Source organism: Jatrophihabitans sp., assembly GCA_036389035.1.
Lineage (GTDB): Bacteria > Actinomycetota > Actinomycetes > Mycobacteriales > Jatrophihabitantaceae > Jatrophihabitans_A.
The window spans coordinates 145,388-165,492 of the sequence record DASVQQ010000010.1 but is presented as its reverse complement, the minus strand read 5'-3'; the positions used below and the strand labels follow the sequence as shown (position 1 = coordinate 165,492).

The 20,105-nt window shown below is 71.5% G+C and carries 12 protein-coding genes; 7 read left to right on the top strand and 5 right to left on the bottom strand.

What is annotated here, in order from left to right; all coding sequences use genetic code 11:
• The first annotated feature begins 29 nt into the window (after positions 1-29).
• Positions 30-1,103, top strand: a complete 1,074-nt coding sequence (locus tag VF557_07550) for an AI-2E family transporter (GenBank protein HEX8080048.1) — start codon at positions 30-32, stop codon at positions 1,101-1,103.
• A 12-nt stretch (positions 1,104-1,115) separates the two neighbouring features.
• On the opposite strand, the gene VF557_07545 is transcribed toward VF557_07550, so the two are convergent.
• Together VF557_07545 and solA are read right to left on the bottom strand one after the other, a co-directional pair.
• On the bottom strand, positions 1,116-2,195 hold the full coding sequence (locus tag VF557_07545; protein ID HEX8080047.1) for a glycerate kinase: 1,080 nt from the start codon (positions 2,193-2,195) through the stop codon (positions 1,116-1,118).
• An 8-nt stretch (positions 2,196-2,203) separates the two neighbouring features.
• Complete coding sequence (gene solA, locus VF557_07540; GenBank protein ID HEX8080046.1) at positions 2,204-3,409, bottom strand: N-methyl-L-tryptophan oxidase; 1,206 nt, start codon at positions 3,407-3,409, stop codon at positions 2,204-2,206.
• A 173-nt stretch (positions 3,410-3,582) separates the two neighbouring features.
• On the opposite strand from solA, the gene VF557_07535 reads away from it, so the two are divergent.
• The gene (locus tag VF557_07535) at positions 3,583-4,311 is read left to right on the top strand and encodes a hypothetical protein (protein HEX8080045.1); all 729 of its coding nucleotides are present in this window, start codon (positions 3,583-3,585) and stop codon (positions 4,309-4,311) included.
• A 56-nt stretch (positions 4,312-4,367) separates the two neighbouring features.
• On the opposite strand, the gene VF557_07530 is transcribed toward VF557_07535, so the two are convergent.
• A complete protein-coding gene (locus tag VF557_07530; GenBank protein ID HEX8080044.1) occupies positions 4,368-4,805 on the bottom strand; it encodes an OsmC family peroxiredoxin in 438 nt (145 codons plus the stop codon).
• Between the two features lie 151 nt (positions 4,806-4,956).
• The gene (locus VF557_07525; GenBank protein HEX8080043.1) at positions 4,957-5,412 is read right to left on the bottom strand and encodes a MarR family transcriptional regulator; all 456 of its coding nucleotides are present in this window, start codon (positions 5,410-5,412) and stop codon (positions 4,957-4,959) included.
• 461 nt (positions 5,413-5,873) lie between these two features.
• Between VF557_07525 and VF557_07520 the strand changes: the two genes are divergently transcribed.
• On the top strand, positions 5,874-6,134 hold the full coding sequence (locus VF557_07520; protein ID HEX8080042.1) for a hypothetical protein: 261 nt from the start codon (positions 5,874-5,876) through the stop codon (positions 6,132-6,134).
• Between the two features lie 48 nt (positions 6,135-6,182).
• Here VF557_07520 and VF557_07515 read toward each other — a convergent pair whose 3' ends face one another.
• Positions 6,183-8,183, bottom strand: a complete 2,001-nt coding sequence (locus tag VF557_07515; GenBank protein HEX8080041.1) for an ATP-binding protein — start codon at positions 8,181-8,183, stop codon at positions 6,183-6,185.
• Here VF557_07515 and VF557_07510 point away from each other — a divergent pair.
• The 4 genes from VF557_07510 to VF557_07495 are packed head-to-tail and all read left to right on the top strand — an operon-like array spanning position 8,182 to position 20,100.
• Entirely contained in the window at positions 8,182-9,048 is an 867-nt protein-coding gene (locus VF557_07510) for a DUF4255 domain-containing protein (GenBank protein ID HEX8080040.1), read from the top strand. The genes VF557_07515 and VF557_07510 overlap by 2 nt on opposite strands.
• A gap of 5 nt (positions 9,049-9,053) precedes the next feature.
• The gene (locus tag VF557_07505) at positions 9,054-11,468 is read left to right on the top strand and encodes a carboxypeptidase-like regulatory domain-containing protein (GenBank protein HEX8080039.1); all 2,415 of its coding nucleotides are present in this window, start codon (positions 9,054-9,056) and stop codon (positions 11,466-11,468) included.
• A complete protein-coding gene (locus tag VF557_07500; GenBank protein ID HEX8080038.1) occupies positions 11,468-14,092 on the top strand; it encodes a carboxypeptidase regulatory-like domain-containing protein in 2,625 nt (874 codons plus the stop codon). The genes VF557_07505 and VF557_07500 overlap by 1 nt, the downstream gene beginning before the upstream one ends.
• A 5-nt stretch (positions 14,093-14,097) precedes the next feature.
• The gene (locus tag VF557_07495) at positions 14,098-20,100 is read left to right on the top strand and encodes a carboxypeptidase regulatory-like domain-containing protein (GenBank protein HEX8080037.1); all 6,003 of its coding nucleotides are present in this window, start codon (positions 14,098-14,100) and stop codon (positions 20,098-20,100) included.
• Positions 20,101-20,105 lie beyond the last annotated feature (5 nt).

Below are 20,105 nucleotides of genomic sequence, written 5' to 3'. Positions count from 1 at the left end.
CAGGGCCTGCCTCCACTAGCCTGTGCCGCATGGATGCCAAGGGCGCCGTCCCGATCGGCGCGCAGCCGGTCGAGGAAGTGGTGAACGTCCGCCGACCGCGCTCGGTCATCGCGTTCGCCTGCTGGTTCGCCGTCGGGGTCGGGGTCGCCTACCTGGGTTTCCGGATCGTCGAGCAGCTCCGCACGATCCTGTACCTGCTGGCGTTCTCGCTGCTGATCGGCGTCACGCTCGATCCGATGATCTCCTTTCTGCAGCGGCGCGGAATGCGGCGAGCGGTCGCCGCGCTGCTGACCTGGCTGGCCGTCGTGGCGTTGCTCACCGCTCCGATCGTGCTGGCCGTCAATGCCGCCAGCACCCAGCTGCCGCAGCTGGTCGAGTCCGGGCCGGAGCTGATCCGCGACGCCGCCAGCCACCTGGGCTCGCTCGGTGACCAGATCGCGGCCGCTGCCACCGAGCCCTCGAACGGTTCGGTCAACCCCAGTGATTTCTTCGACTACGTCCTGACCGGCGGGACGTTGCTGTTCACCGCGGTCACCGACATCGTGGTGGTGGCGTTCCTGTCGCTGTACTTCGCCATCGGGTTGCCTCACCTGCGAGAGCTCGCCCTCAAGGCCGTGCCCGCCTCGCGCCAGGTCCGCACCGCCCGCATCCTCGACGAGCTCATCGTGCAGGTCGGGCGGTTCATGCTGTCCACGGTGATGATCGCGGTGCTGTGCGGGCTGGCCACCTCGATCTGGTCGCTGGCCTGGGGAATCCCGTACGCGGTGCTGCTGGGGGCGCTGGTGACGGTGCTGTCGCTGGTGCCGGTGATCGGCTCCACCGTCGGCGGGGTGGTGGTGACATTGGTGTCCTTGTCGGTCAGCCTGCCCACCGCGATCGCCACCCTGGTCTTCTACCTCGGCTACCGGCTGTTCGAGGACTACCTGATCCAGCCGCGGGTGATGAAGTTCTCCGTCCAGCTGCCCGGCGTGATCACGTTGCCGTCGGTGATCCTCGGCGGGGCGATATTCGGGGTCCCGGGCGCGCTGTTCGGGGTGCCGCTGGCACTGATCCTGCGGGTGCTGGTCCGCGAGCTGGTGTTCCCGGCCACCGACCAGGCCTGAGCCGGCCCCGCCTCAGCGGGTGGTTGCCTCGGCGGCCTGCCGACCGGCCTCAGCCAGCCACCGGACCGGATCCTGCTGGGCGGCCAGCGCCGAGCCCGCCAGCTCGGTCAGGCTGAGCAGGCCGGTGCCGGCCGCCGCGGTCGCCATCTCATCGGCGATCGAGCCGGCCACCACCAGCGCCGGCACGCCACTGCGAGCAGCTGTTTCCAGCACGTGCCCGCAGGTCTTGCCGGTCAGCGAGCTGGCGTCGAAACGGCCCTCCCCGGTGAGCACCAGGTCAGCCCGCCGCACCGCCTCCGGCAGCCCGACCAGCTGGCCGATGGTGGGGGCGCCGGGGGTCAGCCGGCCGCCCCAGTACGCCAGCCCGTACCCGGTGCCACCGGCCGCTCCGCAGCCGGGCTGGTCCGGGTCGGTTCCCAGCACCGCCGCCAACCGGCGCAGCCCGCGGTCCAGTTCGAGCATCTCTTCCCGGTCGGCGCCCTTCTGCGGGCCGAAAGCGAAGGCGCCGCCGGACGGCCCGAACAGCGGGGCCTGCACGTCGACCAGCACCCGGACCCCGTCGGGTGGCACCGGCGCCAGCCGGTCGGCGCGCACCGCCACCAGCCGGGTCAGCCCCCGGCCGCCGGGTGGCAACCGGCCGTCCTCGCCCACCAACCGTGCCCCCAGCGCCGACAGCGCGCCCGCTCCGCCGTCGGTCGAGGCCGAGCCCCCGAGCGCGACCACCAGGCCGCGGGCGCCGGAGCGCAGTGCCGCCGCCAGCACGATTCCCAGGCCCAGCGTGTGCGAGCCCATCGGATCCAGCTTGCTGAGCCCGGCGATGCCGCAGATCTCGGCGAGCTCGACGGCGGCGGTGTCACCCGCGCGCAGGTAACGGCCGAGCCGGGGGTTGCCGACGGCGTCCACGGTGGGCACCGTCACCCAGCTGGCGGGCCGGCCGGCCGCCAGCACGGCCAGCGTGCCGTCGCCGCCGTCGGCCATCGGCAGCACTGCCAGCTCATCGCCCGGTCGGACCGAGTGCCAGCCCTGGGCCAGCGCCGCGGCGGCGGCCGGCGCCTCCAGGCTGCCCTTGAACTTGTCCGGTGCGATCAGCACCCGAAGTCTCATCGCCGGCCGGCGAACCGCTCGGGTGACAGAAAGCCGATGTCGTGCCTGGTGGAACCGTCGATCACCAGGTCGGCCACGATCTCGCCCACCACCGGGACGAACTTGAAGCCGTGCCCGGAGAACCCCAGCGCCACCACCATCCGCCCCGATGAGCCGGGGTGGACGCCGAGCACGAAGTCGTCGTCCGGGGCGCCGGCATACATGCACACCTGACTGCTCACGCACTCGCCGGCAAGGTCGGGCAGGACGGGGTCCAGCAGCTGCTGAACTGTCCGGCACTCCGACTCCGCCACCGTCCGGCGGATCGTGTCGGGATCGACGTCGGGGTCCAACCAGTCGTGATACAGCGCGGCTTTGACACCCTCGTCACCGGGCTGATGCGGAAACCCGTACAGCTCGAGGCGGTCCGCCCCGGCGGGTACCGGCAGGCTCCACATGTACACCGGAAAGCGCTCGGCGTCGAAGTCGGCCGCCGAGGTGCGCGGCCGCAGCCAGTGCACCGTCTGGCGCTGCACCTTGATCGGGTAGCTGTCCGGGCCGGCCAGCCGGCCGGCCCAGGCGCCGGTGGCGACCACCACCCGCGACGCGCGCAGTTGCTCACCGCCGGCCGCCAGGTGCACCCCATCCGGCCTCACCTCGAGCTGCTCGACCGCGGTGTCGAACCGCAGCTCGGCGCCGGCGGCGGCAGCCAGCTCGAGGTTGGCCCGCACGCTGACCTCGGGCTGGACGAAACCGGCGTCGGCTTCGAAGACCGCCAGCTGGTCCTCGTCGAGCGCGAACTGCGGGTACTTGGCTCGCAGGCCGGCCGGGTCGAGCACCTCGTGCGGCAGCGACCAGTGACGGGCCGAAGCCAGGGTCCCCGAGACCACCGCGCTGCCCGGCCGGCCGATCATCAGCGCGCCGCACCGCGTGAACAGCTGGGTGCCGAAAGCCGCCGACAGCTCGTCCCACAGCTGGTAGGCCCGGATCAGCAGCGGCACGTAGTCCGGTTTCTCGAAGTACGCCTTGCGCACGATCCGGGTGCCGCCGTGCGAGGAGCCCAGCGTATGCGCGGGGGTGAACTGCTCGATTCCCAGCACCCGCTGGCCCCGGGTGGCCAGCGAATAGGCCGCCGCCGAGCCCATCGCGCCCAACCCGACGACGATCACGTCGTAGTCGCCCATCACGTCCCTCCCCACCACGCTCTTCGCGCGACCGCTCATCGCCGTCAGGTCGCTGCGCTTCCCATCTTCCCTATCACTGTTCGACCGCGAGTTCCCTATCACTGTTTCGACCACGGCGCTCAGGCGCTCATGATGTCGCATCCCGGGTTGTGGGGCGGCCCGGCACGGTCGCACGCCGGGCCCGGCCTGCGCCGAGGCGTTACGGTGTGCCCGTGAGCTGGCTGACCCAACCCGATGAGGACTGGGACGAGCGGGAGCCGCCGCCGCGCAGCCGGCTGAAGCTGGCTCTTGCCGTGGTGGCCGGTTGGCTGGTGGTCAGCCTGATCGTGCTGATCGGCTTGCTCACCTTCGACGGCCACCGCCCGACGAACCAGCCGGTGAGCGCCCCGACGACCGGCCCGTCGACCGCGGCGACCGGCTCGAGCTCGCCCGCCGGCCCGACACCGTCCGCCAGCCCGACCTCGCCCGCCGGCCCGACACCGTCCGCCAGCCCGAGCAGCTCATCGACCGGTCCGGCTGCCGCCGATTGGGTGCTGCGGGCCAGCGATGACCAGCTCAACTGCGTGGCGCACTCCTACGGGCAGGTGCAGGTCTTCTTCACCAGGACGCCGTGCTCGTCGGTGCGCCGAAGCCTGTTCAGCACCGAACAGGACGGCCGCGGCGTGGTGGTGGCTGCCAGCACGGTTCTCTTCGACAGCCCGACCCAGGCCGCCGACTACCTCCGTCTGGTGACCGCGGACGGCACCGGCAACATCAACGACCTGCTGCGCGAGGGCACCCGCTATCCGGGTTCGCCGAGCAAGTTGCCGGTGGCCGCGTTCGCGTCCCGGCAGGACGGCCTGCGGGTGCTGGTGGCCGAAGCGGCCTTCGTCGAGGGCCGTTCGGACAACCAGGACGCCGGTTTGCTGGCGGCCGCCCGGCGAGCCGTCGACGCCGGCTAAGCCGCGATCGGTCAACCGCGTCGCGCGGCAAGCCGTCGACGCCGGCTGAGCCGCGTTCAGTCCAGCGTCGCGTCCAGGGTGATCTGCACCCCGGTGAGGGCCTTGCTGACCGGACAGGTCTGCTTGGCGGCCTGCGCCGCCGCCTCGAAGGCGGCCTTGTCCAGGCCTTCGACCTCACCGTGCACCTCGAGGGCGATGCCGGTCAGCCGGAAGCCACCGGCCGGGTCCGGCCCGAGTGAGACGTTGGCGGTGACCTCCAGGCTCCGCGGCTGACCGCCGGCCTCGGCGATCAGCGCGGACAGCTGCATCGCGAAGCAGGACGAGTGCGCGGCGGCGATGAGCTCCTCGGGGCTGGTGACGCCGCCAGCCTCGTCAGCGGCACGCCTGGGAAAGGACACCTCGTACGTGCCCACTTTCGAACTGCTCAGCTCGACCTGGCCGGAGCCTTCCTGCAAAGTGCCGGTCCAGGCGGTTCGGGCGACGCGTGTGGGCATGACTACTCCTTCGAGTGACGAGTTGATCCATGGGTGTTCGGGTATCAAACGTAGCCGATTACATCGTGCACGATGTAGTGAGCCAGGCGGAATGCGACGCCCGGCCGGGTGGCCTGGCTGCCGGAGTTCGGGGCTCAGCCGGGCGCAAGGCTCAGCCCTGCTTCTTCTCCAGGTCCTCGGTCAGCCGGCGGAGCTTCTTGATCAGTCGGGCCCGATTGGCCGCGTCCAGCTCGGTGGCCTCGCAGATCTGGGCCGGCACCCCGGCAGCCCGTCGCCGCATCGCCTTGCCCTGCCGGGTCAGCTGCACGTCCACGGTCCGCTCGTCACCGGCCCGTCGGCTCCTGGTGACCAGCTCCAGCGCCTCCAGCCGCTTGACCAGTGGCGAGAGGGTGTTGGACTCCAGGTGCAGCCGCGCGCCGATCTCGCCCACCGACGAGGTCCCCTGCTCCCACAACAGCATCAGGACCAGGTACTGCGGGTAGGTCAGCTTCAGCTCGTCGAGGACCGGGCGGTAAGTGGCTGTCATGGCCCGGGACGCCAGGTACAGCGCCAGGCACAGCTGGTCATCGAGACCTTGGGAGAACTCGTCCGCGCGCATCGCCGTCATACCGGCAAGGGTAATCCGGGTTGCCTGATTTGGATGCCTTCAAACTGCCTGATTTGCAGGCCGCCCACCAGCTTCGGCTACCCGTCGGTACTGTCGCGCGCGAACGCAGAGAAGCCCTGTCACACCCGGTACCCCCGTACCATCGCGACAGGGCTTCCACTGCTCTTGCGTCCCTCGTGTACCCCCGTACCAGGCCAGCGTATCGAGGCCGACGCGAGCCACACAAGCCGCAAACTAGTTACCGACCAATTACGGTAAGTGGTCGAACTGGGGCGGGTTTATGCAGCAAACAACGCCCGATTCTCTGCTGGCAGGAGATAGAGTTACGCTCCGTGGCCTCAACTCCTGACACCGGCGCGCACAGTGCCGATGAGGGCAGCCAAGATCAGCATCGCTCCTCCCCTGACGGATCGCCGGATGCGGCAACCGACCAGAGCTGCGCGTTCTGCGGTGGAGCCGACGTGGTCTGGGTGCACCCGCTGGCAACTGACCGGGTGCAGTTCCGGAGGTTCGGCAAGGACGACACAATGCCCAGCTTCTGGACGCTGTGCGAAAGTTGCGAGCAGCTCTACCAGAACGGCCAGGACGATCAACTGATCGCCCTGATGAAGGTGGCCGGCGGCTGGATCTGGCAGGGCACCGATGTCGAGGACGTGCTGCGCAAGCCGGTCGACGTCTTCCGGGAGGCCGACCTCGGCCGCCGTCCCATCGGAAAGGCCTGAGCGCCACCACGCGTCAGCGCCTGACGTCTCCCGTTCGGGCTCGAGCCATCAGCCAGGGATGAAACCGTGCTCGGGAACCCGGCGCCCCAGCTTGCGGTATTCCCCGACCGTTGCCACCGCGAGGTGCCGCATGCCGATCGGCTGGTCGGCGCTGATCGCGTCATAGGCCGCCGACAGCACGATATTGCGGATGTCGCCGCCGGCCAGTTCCACCGACTCGGCGAGAAAGTCGAGGTCGACCGGATCGTGCGGATCCAGCGCCCGCAACTGTTTGAGGTGGCTCTGCCAGAGCCGGCGGCGGGTAGCGGCGTCCGGGTCGGGAAAGTGCACGATGAAGCTCATGCGCCGCGAGAAAGCTTGATCCAGGTTGCCCCTCAGGTTGGTCGCGAGAATGGTGATGCCGTCGAACTGTTCCATTCGTTGCAGCAGGTAGGCGACTTCCTGGTTGGCGTAGCGATCGCGCGAGTCGCGCACCTCTGACCGGCTGCCGAACAGCGCGTCGGCCTCGTCGAAGAACAGCACCACGTCCAGCGCCTCAGCCGACTGGAACACCTTCTCCAGGTTCTTCTCGGTCTCGCCGATGTACTTGTCCACGATCGCGGACAGGTCGACCTGGAACAGGTCGATGGACAGCTCCTCCGCGATCACGTTGGCGGCCAGGGTCTTTCCGGTGCCGGGACTTCCGGTGAACAGCGCCGCGATCCCGCTGCCCTTGGCGCGCAGCGGGCCGCGGGCGGTGACCTGGTCGCGCACCCGGGCCCAGCTGACCAGCTGGTGCAGCGACTGCCTGGCGTGCTCGGGCAGCACCAGGTCCTCGAAGCTCGGCCCGGCGCCGGTCTGGGCCGAGGCCGCGATCCGGTTCACCCCGGTGCCGCCCGAGCCCCCGACCCGGCGGGCCGCCTCACGCACCAGCGCCGCCGACAGCGGCTGCTGCTGCGAATCGGCCAGCATCCGCGCGTACCGGGCGGTCTCCAGCACCTCCTCCGGGGTCAGCCGCATCCCGAGCAGGGCGTGGCGCAGCTCGTCGTCGGACTCGGCCAGGTCACCGAGGCCGGCGTGCCAGACCGCGGCGCGATCGGCGACTGCCAGCGGCCGGGCGTCCACCGCCAGCGGGAAACGGCGCAGCCAGCTCGGATTCCACGGCCGGGCGCCGACTGCCACGACCGGCACCGCGGCCCGCTCGAGCAGCTCCAGGCCGGCCACGTTGGCCGGCTCGCCGAGCAACTCGGCGCCGGTCACCACCAGGCCGCAGCCGCGCAGGCCGGCTTCCCGGGCGGCCGAAGCCAGCGCCGTGAGCAGCTCGGTGTCGGCCGGGCAGCGGCGAAGGTCCACCGCCAGGCATTGCAGCCCGAGGGCGGCGAACGCGCTGGCCGCGAGCGAGTTGCCGGCCGCGGCGGCGGTGGACCTGATCCACACCAGCGGCACGCCGTTGCTGATCGCGGCCGACACCACCGCGGTCTCGGCCAGCTCGATCGGAACCGGAAAGCTCAGCATGGCGGCCACCGGCGGATCGGACTGGTCCGAACCGGCGAGAAAGGTCACCACCGGATCGGGCGCGCGCAGCTGCCGTCCCAGCCACGGCTCCGGACCCAGCACCTCGATCAGCCGGTGCCTGCGCAGCGGGCCGTCCGGGCCGAGCCGGTCGAAGCCGTCCGCGGCCAGTGTGGGAATCCCGGACAGCTCCAGGGCCAGCGCGACACTGGGCCGGACCGGGGCGCTCAGCCCGCGCAGCAAGCCGAAGGCCATGCTCAGGTTGGCGTCCAGGTCGGCGGCGGCGGCGATCGTCAGCAGCCCGGCGTCGACCGGGTCCAGGCCGAACACCTCGCTCAGGCCGGTCAGCACGTCCTGCTTGGCGTCCGGGCCGGACGGCTCCGCCGAGGCGTCGCCGTAGTCGGCCCGCAGCACGGCGATGATGGAGTCGAGGTCCGCGGCGGCCCGGTCACCTGCCTGGTGCTGGGCGCCCGCCGGGTGCTGGGCGCCGCCCGCCTCGGACCGTCGCCGTCCCGCTGTCGCGATCCGTTCGACCAGCTCGGCCATTCGCTGTCGCATGGGGGTCCTCTCCGGCGCCCGCGGCTGGCTACCGGTGTCGTTTTCGGCGCATCCGCGCGGATTCGAATCGCGTGTGACGCTTTTCTCAGGTAAACAACTGCTAACAGTGACCCCACAAGTGCGAAACCACCGTTATGATTTCGGCCGGACGCTGCTGCAAGGCTGGTACAGGTTGCCACGTCCTCGGGGGCACTACAAACGGGGCATTAACCAGTCTCTGTTTCGCGCGCTCGAGGGGATGGACCTTGTGCTGATCCCCCTTGTCGAACAAGGCCTGGAAAAGCTGGTCCGGGCGGCCCTGCCGCTGCCCGAGCAGGTGGGCGAGGTGTCCTTCGACCCACCATCGCGAAGCTGGGCGGCCCAGCTCAGCCGGATCACCGTCAGCATGTTCCTCTTCGGCGTCGGGCGCAGCCCGCAGCCGCCCCGTCCGATGCCTGAGCGCACCGACGCCAACGGGCGCATCCAGCGACGCGGGCCGCTGCCCATGATCGAGCTGAACTACCTGGTCAGCGCCTGGGCGGGCAACGTGCGCGACGAGCACGAACTGCTCGGCGATGTTTTGGGGTGTTTCATAACCCATCAGGCGATGCCTGCCGAATTCGCCGCCCCCGGACTGCTGTCCAGCGTGCAGATTGCCCTCGCACCGGCCGATACAGGACGTGTGAAAGACGTCTTCGCCTCGATCGAGGGCTCGATGCGGGCGGCGTTCGAGATCGTGCTGACCACCGCCCTGGACGTCGGCGCCTGGGCCGACGCCGCTCCCAGCGTGCAACGGATCGCCGCGCTCACGGCGCCCCTGCCTGCCAGGACGCCGTTGACTGCCAGAGCGCCGCTGCCTGCCACCGCGCCGGCGGAGGCGCCCTAATCGCCATGCTGGTCACCGCAGACACCCAACTCATCGACATCTCGCCGGGCGGCAGCGCCGAGGTGGTGCTCGACGTCCGCAACACCAGCACGATCATCGACGGCGTCACCACCCGGATCATCGGCCTGCCGGCGGCCGGCGTGACCAGCAAGCCGATGCTGCTGCCGCTGTTCCCCGACGCCAGCGGGCAGGTCACCCTCTCGGTCGGGGTGCCCACCAGCTACCCGGCCGGCCGGCACGCCGTCACCATCGAGGTCGCCTCGGTCGGAGCCGGCCTGCCCTCGGCCTACCTCGACCTGGACATGCTGGTGGCCCCGCGGCTGGAGCTGTCCCTGAACTGCCGGCCCCAGATCGCCCGAGCCCGCCGGCAGGCCCGGTTCGTGCTGGAGCTTGCCAACGCCGGCAACGTGGCGCTGGACGTCTCACTCACCGCGGTGGACGCCGACCGCGCGGTCAGCACCTCCTTCAGCCCGCCCCGGCTGCGGATCGAGGCCGGGGCCGTCGCGGTCTGCGTGCTCAGAGTGCGTGGGCCGCGCATGATCACCGGCGCCGAGCTGGACCGCACCCTCACCGTGCAGGCCTCCGGGGTGGCCGCCGGACCGGTGCCGCTGCCCGAAGCCGGCCACGACGGCCCGACGGCGCGCTACACCGGACGCGACGAGGACGACCTGTGGATCGAGGAGCTGCGCGCTCCGGCCGAGCCCGCCGACCCGGCCACGGCAGCCGCCGACGCGGCCGCGGTCACCGATCCGACGGCAGTGCTGGCGCCGGTGGTCGCAAGCACCGCCGTCCGGTTGCGGCAGCGGCCGCTGCTCAGCCGGGGACTGCTGACAGCGCTGGTGCTGCTCACCATCATCGGGCTGTGGGCCTCGGTGTTCCTGCTCGGCCTGAGCCAGGCATTCAAGGGCGAGCCGACGACCAAGCAGGCCCCGGCCTCGTTCTTCGCGGCCTCCGGGACGCCGACCAGCGGGATCGCGAACGCGGCGTCGGTCACCGACGGGGCCGCCCCGGCCGGCGCGCTGCCCAAGACCGGCCCGCTGCCGCCGGGAGTGGGCGCGGTCATCACCGGCACCGTGACGGCGGCCAGCAACCGGCTGCCGGCCGGCCGGATCCTGGTGGAGGCGCTGCGCAGCACCGACAAGGGGCTGGTGGTCGCGAGCTCGGCGGCCAGCCAGACCGATGGCACGTACTCCCTCGCCGGGCTGTTCCCGACCCGCTACCTGCTGCGCTTCAGCGCGACCGGGTACAAGACGGTGTGGTACCCGAGCGCGGCCAACCAGGCCGACGCGAAGCCGGTCACCGCTGACACCGAGGCCGCGACCGGGGGCGTTAACGCGGTGATCACCGGGTTGCCGGCCTCCATCCAGGGCAGCATCGACCCCGGCGACACCTTGACGCCGGTGACCGCGACCGTGCAGGCCACCTCGCTGATCGGCAAGGTCACCAAGCCGATCGCCAGCACCATCACCCTGGCCGGCGGCAGGTACCAGCTGACCAACCTGCCCGCGCCCGGGACCTACGAGTTGAGCTTCACCGCGCCGAACTACCAGGCGACCACCGTGGTGACCACGGTCGCCGGTGGTCAGAAACGGTTCCAGTCGACCGTCCGCCTCAGCGTCGGTAACGGCCAGATCGGCGGGGTGGTGACCGATGGCGAGCAGCCGCTGGGCGGGGTCGCCATCACCACCACGGTCAACGGCAAGGACGTCACCATCGGCACCCCGACCACCGGCACGGTCGGCAGCTTCGTGATCCCGGCGCTGCCGACCCCGGGCACCTACGTGATCACGTTCAGCGCCTCCGGCTACGGCGCCCACACCTCGGTGGTCCAGCTCGGCCCGGGCCAGAGCCGCTCGGACCTCGACGTCTCACTCGCCGCCGGCGTCGGCAGCGTCAGCGGCATGCTGGTGGACTCGACCGGCAACGGCCTGGGCGGGGCGAGCGTGACGGTGGGCGGGGCGCCGACCACGATGACCTCCACCACGCTGACCACCGGAGCGGTCGGCTACTTCAGCTTCAACGCCCTGCCTACCCCCGGCTCGTACACCCTGACCTTCAGCCTGCCCGGCCACGCCGGCACCACCGTGCCCATCGAGCTCAGCGCCGACGGCGCCCCGCCCCGGGTCCGGGCCGTGCTGGCAACCGCGCTGGGCCGGATCGCCGGCGTCGTCACCGGCCCGGACGGCAGCCCGCTACCGGGCGCCAGCGTGGTCGCCACCGACGGCAAGCAGAGCTGGAAGTCCCAGGCCACCGGCGCCGGCGGCGGCCTGCCCAACGGCGGCTACCTGCTGACCGACCTGGCGCCGGGGACCTACACCGTCACCGCCAGCATGCCCGGCTTCAGCCAGCAGACCGCGCTGCTGAGCGTCACCGCCGGCGACACCGTCAACCAGAACCTACGGCTCGGGGCGGGCAGCTGATGCGCGTCGACATCGCCCCGCGCAGCAGCGTCGTCGAACCGGGTCGCATGCTGGGAATCACGGTGCTGGTCACCAACACCGGCGACCTGATCGGCGGCTACGCGCTGCGGGTGCTGGGCGCTGACCCCAGCTGGGTGCGGCTGGAGACCGACCAGCTATCGCTGTTTCCGGGCACCTCGCAGGCGGTGGTCGTCAACCTGACCATCCCCGAAGGCATCGCGGCCGGTGACCGCCGGATCGCGATCCAGGTCCGCGAGCTGACCCCTCCGAACGCCAACGCCGTCGAGGAGATCGAGCTGCACGTGCCGGCCGCGCCGGCGGTGCACCTGCAGCTGGACCCGGTCACCGTCTACGGCGGCCGGCGGGCCTCGTTCGGCGCGGTGATCGAGAACCGGGGAAACACCACTCTCCGCGGCCGGCTGACCGGCGCGGACGCCGAGGACAAGATGCGGTTCGGGTTCGCGCCCGAGGCCGTCCAGCTGGCCCCCGGCGAGCACCGGATCGTCGAGCTGACCACCCGGGCCCGGCGGCCGTTCACCGGCTCGCCGATGGTGCGGGTGTTCACCGTGCACCTCGACGATGGCCCGCGGCTGGACGAGCCGGCCCCGGCCGGCAGGGCGCACCTGGCCAGGCAGTTGCTGGACAAGCAGCGTGGCAAGCCGCCGGCGGCTCCGGCGGCCGCCCCCAAAGCCGACCTGCCGCCGCTGGCCACCGGCACCTTCCTGCAGCGGCCCTGGCTGTCCCGCGGGCCGATCTCGCTGCTGGGCCTGCTGGCGGCGGTGACCGTGTTCGCCATCGTGATCACCGTCGCGCTGGCCAGGCTGGTGGGCCAGTCGGCGGCTGACCGCGACCTGGCGCTACAGGTCGCGCAGGCCCGCACCGTCTCCAGCGCCATCGGCACCGCCGCGATGTCGGGCACCGTCCGGTTGCTGACCGCGGGCACCCCGGTGCCCGGCGTCGCCGTGGAGGCGTTCAGCACCGCCGACGTGGCCAACGCGATCGCCACCACCGCCACCAACCCGGCCGGCGCCTTCACACTGCCCAACCTGCCCGAGGGCAGCTACAAGCTGCGGTTCCGGGGCGCTGGCTTCGTCCAGCTCTGGTATCCGGGCGCGGCCACCGACGCCGACGCCAGCACCATCGCGATCCAGCCCGGTCACGTCCGTCAGGGCCTGGACGTCCGGCTCGGCGGCGTTCCGGCCACCATCTCGGGAACCGTCACCGGCGACGACGTCTCGGCGGCGTCGGTGTACTTGGAGCTACCCGGCGCCGGCGGCGCCAGCGCGCCGTCGGCCTCGGCGCCGCCGGGCACCACCCAGGCGATCGTCCGGACCGTCCCGGTCGGCTCGGACGGCCAGTTCAGCATCGCGAACGTGCCCTCGCCCAGCGTCTATGACCTGGTGGTGGTCAAGCCCGGCTACGCCAACGACGTGCAGCGGGTCGACCTCGGCGGCGGCGAGGACCGCAAGGGGGTCCAGCTGCGGCTGCGCAAGGGGGACGGCCTGATCAGCGGCCAGGTCAACGGGCCCGACGGCGCCCTCGGCGGCGCCACCATCACCGCCACCTCGGGCAGCACGGTGGCCCGGACCGTCTCGCTGACCCAGGACAAGGTGGGCAGCTTCACCCTGCTCAGCCTGCCCACCCCGGCCAGCTTCACCGTGGTGGTCAGCAAGCCCGGCTACGCGTCCCAGACCGTGACCATGGCGCTGTCGGCGGGGCAGAAGCTGACCGGTGTCGCGGTCAGCCTGGGCCAGTCCGCCGGCACCCTGTCCGGCAAGGTCAGCGTGCTGCCCAGCGGCAACCCTGCCCAGGGCGTCACCGTCACGGTCACCAACGGCGCGCTGACCGTGCAGACCGTCACCCAGAGCACCGGCAACGTCGGCGGCTGGACGGTCGGCGGGCTGAGCATCCCCAGCACCTACACGGTGACCTTCTCCCGTCCGGACCTGGCCGGCCAGACCGTGTCGGTGTCACTGGACCAGGCCGGTTCCATCACCCCCGGCTCGCAGGGAGCGCGGATCACCTCCGACGGCATCGCCGTCAGCATGCAGTCCTCGACCGCGGTGGTCCGGGGCACCGTCTCCCAGCGCGGCGCCGTGTCCGAACAGGGCGGCAGCCCGGTGCACACCGGCGAGGTGCAGATCAACCTGGTGTCGGGCACCTCCAGCTTCGCGGTCACCAGCGCCAGCAAACCCGACAACCGGCTGGGCCAGTTCGAGATCGGTGGCGTGCCACCGGGCACCTACACGCTCAGCGTGAACCGGCGCGGCACCAGCCCGACCTCGACCATCATCACCCTCGGCGCCGGCGAGGTCCGGGTCTACAACCCGGTGCTGGCCGCCCCGGCCCAGATCAGCGGGGTGGTGGCCACTGCCGACGGCCAGCTGCGGCCCGGCTGGCACGTGTACCTCTACCTCGCCAGCCAGTACCCCACGGTCATCGCCCGCACAGCCACCACCGACAGCGCCGGACGCTACGTGCTGGCCGATGTCGACGCCCCGCAGAGCTACGTGATCGAGGCCCGGCCGACCGCCTCGGCCGCGCCGCAGGGCTCGGTCACCCACGAGATCGACGCCAGCGAGCAGCTGGTCGTCAACATCACCGTTCCGACTCCGGGCGGCTGAGCCAGATGACCCGACCCCCGTTCCCCGGACGCGGCATGCCGGCCGCGGAGCCACCGCCGCAGGCGTTCCTGCACGCCGTCAGCCGGACCGGCGCCGGCAACACCGTGGTGGTCGAGCTGGGGCTGGTCAACCAGGCAGACAGCCCCCGGCTGTTCACCGTGTCGGTGCTCGGCCTGGACTCGTCCTGGCTGCCGTTGCCGCTGCACGTCGGGCCGGTCGCGGTCGGCGCCAGCAGGGTCGTCGAGCTGGTGCTGCGCCCGCCCTCGGGCACGCTGCCGGCCCGCTACCCGTTCGTGGTCGCGGTGCAGGCCAGCGACCCGGCAGCTCCGGGCCCCGGCGCCACCGCCACCACGATGGCCGAGGGCGCGCTGGTGGTCGACGAGCCGAGCCGGCTGAGCATGGAGGTGTCGCCCATCGACTCGACGGCGGTCTTCGGACGCCGGATCGAGGTGCTGCTGCGCAACACCGGCCAGAGCCCGGCCCGGGTCGAGCTGAGGTCCGAGGTCTCCAACGGCGCCCACCTGCGGTTGAGCCGGCACCGGCTGCTGGTGCCACCCGGCGGGTCGGCCCGGGTGCGTGGCCGGCTGACCCTGACCCGGCCACGGATGTTCGGCGGCCGGGCCCGGCACCCGTTCCTGGTGGCGGCCCGCGGCCTAGGCGCGCCGACCAGCGTGACCGGCGCTCTCACCTCGCGGCCGGTGTTCAGCCCGCTCGGCATGAAACTGCTGGCCATCGTGACCGTGCTGGGGCTGTGGGCGGCACTGGCCGGAGCGGGAATCCCGATGCTGGCCAAGTCCGTCAAGGGCAACCAGGCCAATCCGCAGGCCGCGAGCTCGCCGTCGGCCACGCCGTCGGACTCGGCCCCCGCCGGCCCCGGCGGGTCGAAATCCAGCCCCGGGGCCGGATCCGGGACCGCCGGCCCGGCCGCCGGCGGCTCGGCGAAGCCGGCCAAGCCCGCCCCGGTCGTCGCCACCGCCAAGCCGGCCGGCGTGCGGCTGAACGGGATCGTCACCGGCACGGCGCCGGCCGGGGTCAAGGTCTCACTGCAGCCGACGTCCCTGGTGGACGAGAAGGCCGCCGGCGCCCAACCGGTCGGCCAGTCGGCCAAGGCCATCACCGAGAGCCGCCGGACGATCGGCAAGATCTCGGCCGAGCAGCTGTCGGTGCGGGCCCAGTCCGCGGTCTCGGCCAAGCAGTCCACCCTGACCCGGCAGAACGGGTCCTGGTCCTTCGCCGGGATCAGCGCGCCCGGCTACTACCTGCTCACCTTCGCCAAGCCCGGCTACCAGACCAGGCAGTACATCCTCAACGCGGCCGACGCGGACGCCACCGAGCCGCTGCCGGTGGCCATGACCGCCGGCAACGGCCGCCTGACCGGCCGGATCAGCGGACCGGCCGGCGCGGTCGGCGGCGCGACCATCACCATCAGCGACGGCCAGAACGTGGTGGCCACCAGCTCCAACTCCTCCGGCAGCATCGGCGACTGGAAGGTGGACGGGCTCTCCACCCCGGGCACCTTCTTGATCAGCGCCAGCAAGGACGGCCTGAGCCTGGAGTCCTCGCTGGTCACCCTGGCGGCCGGCCAGTCCAAGTCGTTGAACCTGGGCCTGACCTCGGGCATGGGGTCCCTCGTCGGCACCGTCGCGGGCACCGACAGCCTCGGCGTCAGCAACGGCGTCGGCGGGGCCACCGTCACCGCGACCGACGGCACGATCACCCGCACCGCCACCACGGTCACCAGCGGGCCGATCGGCCGGTTCACGCTGCCGGCGCTGCCGGTGCCCGGCAAGTACACCGTGACCATCGCCGAGGCCGGCTTCCTGCCGCAGACCCACCAGGTCGAGCTGGGCGCCGGGCAGTCCAGGGCCGTGGTCGACGCGATGCTGACGCCGGCCACCGCGGTCGTCGGCGGCACCGTCACCGACTCGGCGGGGCTGGGCCTGGTCGGCGCCGGCCTGGTGCTCACCGGGCCGGCCAACACCTACAAGACGATGAGCGTGTCCAGCCCGCTGGGCTCGTTCCGGTTCAACGGGGTGGCGCCGGGCACCTACGTGCTGGGCGCCGAGCTCTACGGCCGGTTGACCAGCTACGCGACCGTCACCGCCAAGGTCGGCGGGGTGGCCTCGGTGACGCTGAAGCTGGCCCCGACGCCGGGCGGGGTGCTGCCGGCCAGCTCGCACGTCCGCGGCCGGATCACCGACGCGCGCAGCGGCGGCCCGCTCAGCTGTGACCAGGCCGATGAGTACGACCCGCTGCTGCCGCCGGGCAGCCAGGCCAACCTGGACCTGTGCAAGATCAACGTCGGGGTGGACGTCTCCCAGAGCGCCGTCGACCTCGCCTGCGCCCCTGGCGGGGCGGCCAACCCGCTGATCGTCTGCGGCGTCGACCCGAACCAGGAGTACACCGTCCCGTCCATCGACCTGCTGCCGATCACCGGGTTGCTGCCCGGCCTGCACCGGGTGGTGGTCAGCGCGCCGGGTTACGAGAGCGGCGCCGTCGACGTGCAGGTTCCGCTGGGGGCGACGGTGGAGGCGCCGCAGCTGGCGCTGTACCCGTCGGCCACCGTGGTCGGAACCATCAACGCCGCGGTGGGCAGCCTGAGCACCGGCCCGGACCTGAGCGTGGTCGACGACCCGGACGAGCCGGTGCCCACCGGCCAGGACTACGCGCACCAGGTCAACTACCGCACCTGCGTGCTGGTGCTGCCGAGCAGCCCGGCGCCGGCCACCGCGCCGACCTGCACCCTGGTGCCGCCGAGCAGCGCCGGTGGCGTGGAGACCTGCGCGCCCAGCCCGGCGGTCGGCAAGTGCTCGCTGACCTCGACCTCTACCGGCTCCTACACCGTGCGCGGCCTGGCGCACGGCACCTACCTGATCTACGTGCACCCGCTCAACCCCGAGTACCGCCCGGTGTCAGGGGCGCAGCTGATCCTGGACCGGGGCGCGACCGGGCGCTATGACGCCAACCTGCACCGGCTGGCCCGGCTGGTGCTGGCGGTGCTGGCGCCCAACACCTCGGGCGGGCTGGTGAACGCCACCGACCCGGTCACGGTCACCGTCACCCCGGCCCCGCTGGCGGCCCAGCCGCTGATCCAGACCGGCGTGGCCGGGCGGGTCCGGATCGTCGCGCTCGGTTCCGGCTCGCACACGGTGGCGGCGTCCCTGAGCGCCTTCAGCGGCACCATGTCGGTGCCGGTGGGTGAGGATCAGGAGGTCAACACCCAGCTGGCGATGACCCAGTCCATCCCACAGCTGATCGGCTGGGTGACCAGCTCCTACACCGGCTCGACGCAGGGGCTGCCCAACGCCGCCGTCACCGTCAGCGGCGTGGTCGCCTACTCCGGCACCACCCCGATCCGGGCCCAGGTCAACGTGATCACCGACTCGCGCGGCTGCTTCGCGGTGACGGCCGACGGCAACGCGCCGACCTCGGGCATGGGGGCGTGCGCGACGAACTTCGCCGACATTCCGCGGGCCAGGTTGGCGCTGGTGGTCGGCCAGGCCGACATCAGCATCACCGCCACCGACTTCAACGCCTACAACGCCACTGCCATGGCGGTGACCACCGGCTCGCTGATCGCGGTCAACCTGGCGCCGACCGCCCGGACGATCTCGGGCTCGGTCACCATCAACCCGGCCGACGCGAGCGTGCACCGCTCGAACGTCAGCATCACCGTCAACCGCAAGGCGACCGGCACCGGCATAGTGGACGTCACGGTGGACGACAACGGCGCGTTGAGCTGGTCTGACTCGGAGTACCCGCAGTCCAACCTGGTCCGTCCGGGCAACTACCAGCTCACCGCCAGCATGACCGGCTACGCCAGCGCCACGGTCAGCTTCACCTGCGCTTTGGGCGTGGACTGCGTGGTTCCTCCGATCGAACTGCGCAAGCTCGGCAGCCTGGAGATCTCCACGGTGGACGGCGCCGCGGCCGCGGTGTCCAACGCGGTCTTCGTGCTGTCCGGCGGCGGTTCCACGCCGGTGACCCAGACCGCGCCGCCGGGCTCGAGCAGTGTCACGTTCGGCAACCTGACCCCGGGCGCGGCGTACAGCGTGCGGATCCAGGCGGCCGGTTATGCCTTCGGCAGCACGGGCGCGGGCATCGCGGTGGCGTGCAGCGACGGCTCCACCAGCATCGCCATAACGGCCGGCGTCCAGGCCAGCTGCGTGGCCACGCTGAACGCCCGCGGAGCGATCGTCGGCACCACCCAGGCGGTGTTCGGCGCCGACATCACCCAGGCGCTGGGCAACGTGCTGCTGACCGCGACCTATTGCGGCGCGAGCGCGACCGCGCTGGCGCACTGCCCGGCCACCGCCGGCACCACCGGCTTCACCGCGATCAGCGGCGCCGACGGCCAGTTCCGGATCACCGGCACCAACTCCCGGGACGGCCTGGCGGCCGGCGGCTGGGTCGTCGACATGTCCGCGTCGGGTTACACCGCCCAGCAGCGGGAGTACTTCCAGGTCAGCACCGGTGACACCGACTCCACCCGGCTGCTCAAACTCAACGCGAACAAGGTGAATCTCAAGGTCGGCATCGCCAACTCGGCCTCGAACGCCAGCGCCGACCTGGTGACCAACGCGACGCTGATCCTGACCTCCAGCGACGGCAGCCAACCGGCGGTCACCCAGACCACGGTGGGAACCGGCAACCTGTACGAGTTCAACACCATCGTGCCGACCACGTACACCTTGCAGATCAGCGGGTCGAACATCGCCACCCTGAACGTGCAGCTCACCGTGTTCGTGGGGGTGGCCAACCAGACGGTCTACGTCCGCACCGACGTCCGGACCAGCAGCATCTCGGGCATCGTGTCGGGCGAGCAGGGCACCAGCCAGGTCGCCAGCCCGCTGGACGGCGTCACCGTGAGCCTGATCAAGATCAGTGACAGCAGCGTCGTCAAGACCACGACCAGCGGTGGCGCGGCCGGCACCGGGTTCTTCGGGTTCAGCCCGGTGACCGACGACTCGTACGTGGTGCGCTTCGCCAAGACCGGCTACGTCACGCTCAACAGCCCGACCTCGGTGAGTGCGGGGCAGAACCCGACGCTGAGCCCGTCGCTGGAGCGGATCAAGAACAACGTGGTGGTCAACTTCACCGCCAGCAACGGCTATCCGGTGGACGGCGCGAAGGCTTACCTGATCGCCAGCCCGCTCACCGGCAACCCGCCGCAGGCGCCGCAGACGCTGACCGGAACGGCGCCGTCCTACACCACCACGTTCAACTCGGTGCCATCCGGCAGCTGGACGATCTGGATCGAGCTGCCCGCCAATCACAACGGCAGGGTGATGTCGACCGGTGGCACGCCGGCCCAGGTGACCGCCGCTTCGCCTTATGCGATAACGGTGTCGGGCACCGGTACCGGGGTGCCCACCACGGCCGGCTTCACGATCGCCGAAGCTCAGCTGGATCTGAAGGTGCTGGCCACCTCGCTGGCGCTGGACACCAACCCGGTGCCGGCGACGGTGTCGCTGACGGTCAGGCAGGGCACCACGACGCTCTACACCGCGGCGTCCTTCCCGACCTCGACGTCGACCGCCAGCAACGTCACCTCGATCTGGGTGGTCCCGTCACTGGCGTACACGCTGACCGCCAATCCGGGGACCAGCCACGGCGTGGGTTGGAGCACTGCGACCCAGTCGGTGACGCCGGCCTCGTCGAGCACGCCGACCTCGGCGGAGGTCGCGCTGAACCAGAAGGGCGGTTCGCTGACTATCACCGTCAAGCAGAAGACCGGGGGCGCGCTGGTCGATGGGGCCACGGTCAGCCTGCTGCCGGCTGACCCGCTGGTCACGCCGCCGCTGGATGACGTCACCAACAACAAGGGCCTGGCCGGGTTCACCCTGCTGCCACCTGGCGAGTACGAGGTGACCGCCACCAAGACGACCACCACCGGGACCGGAGCCGACGAGGTGACCACCACCCAGACCGGCACCGTCACCGTGACGGTGACCGCCTCGACCACCGCTCAGGCGGTCAACGTCACCATCGCCACAGTCACACCCTGAGGTGA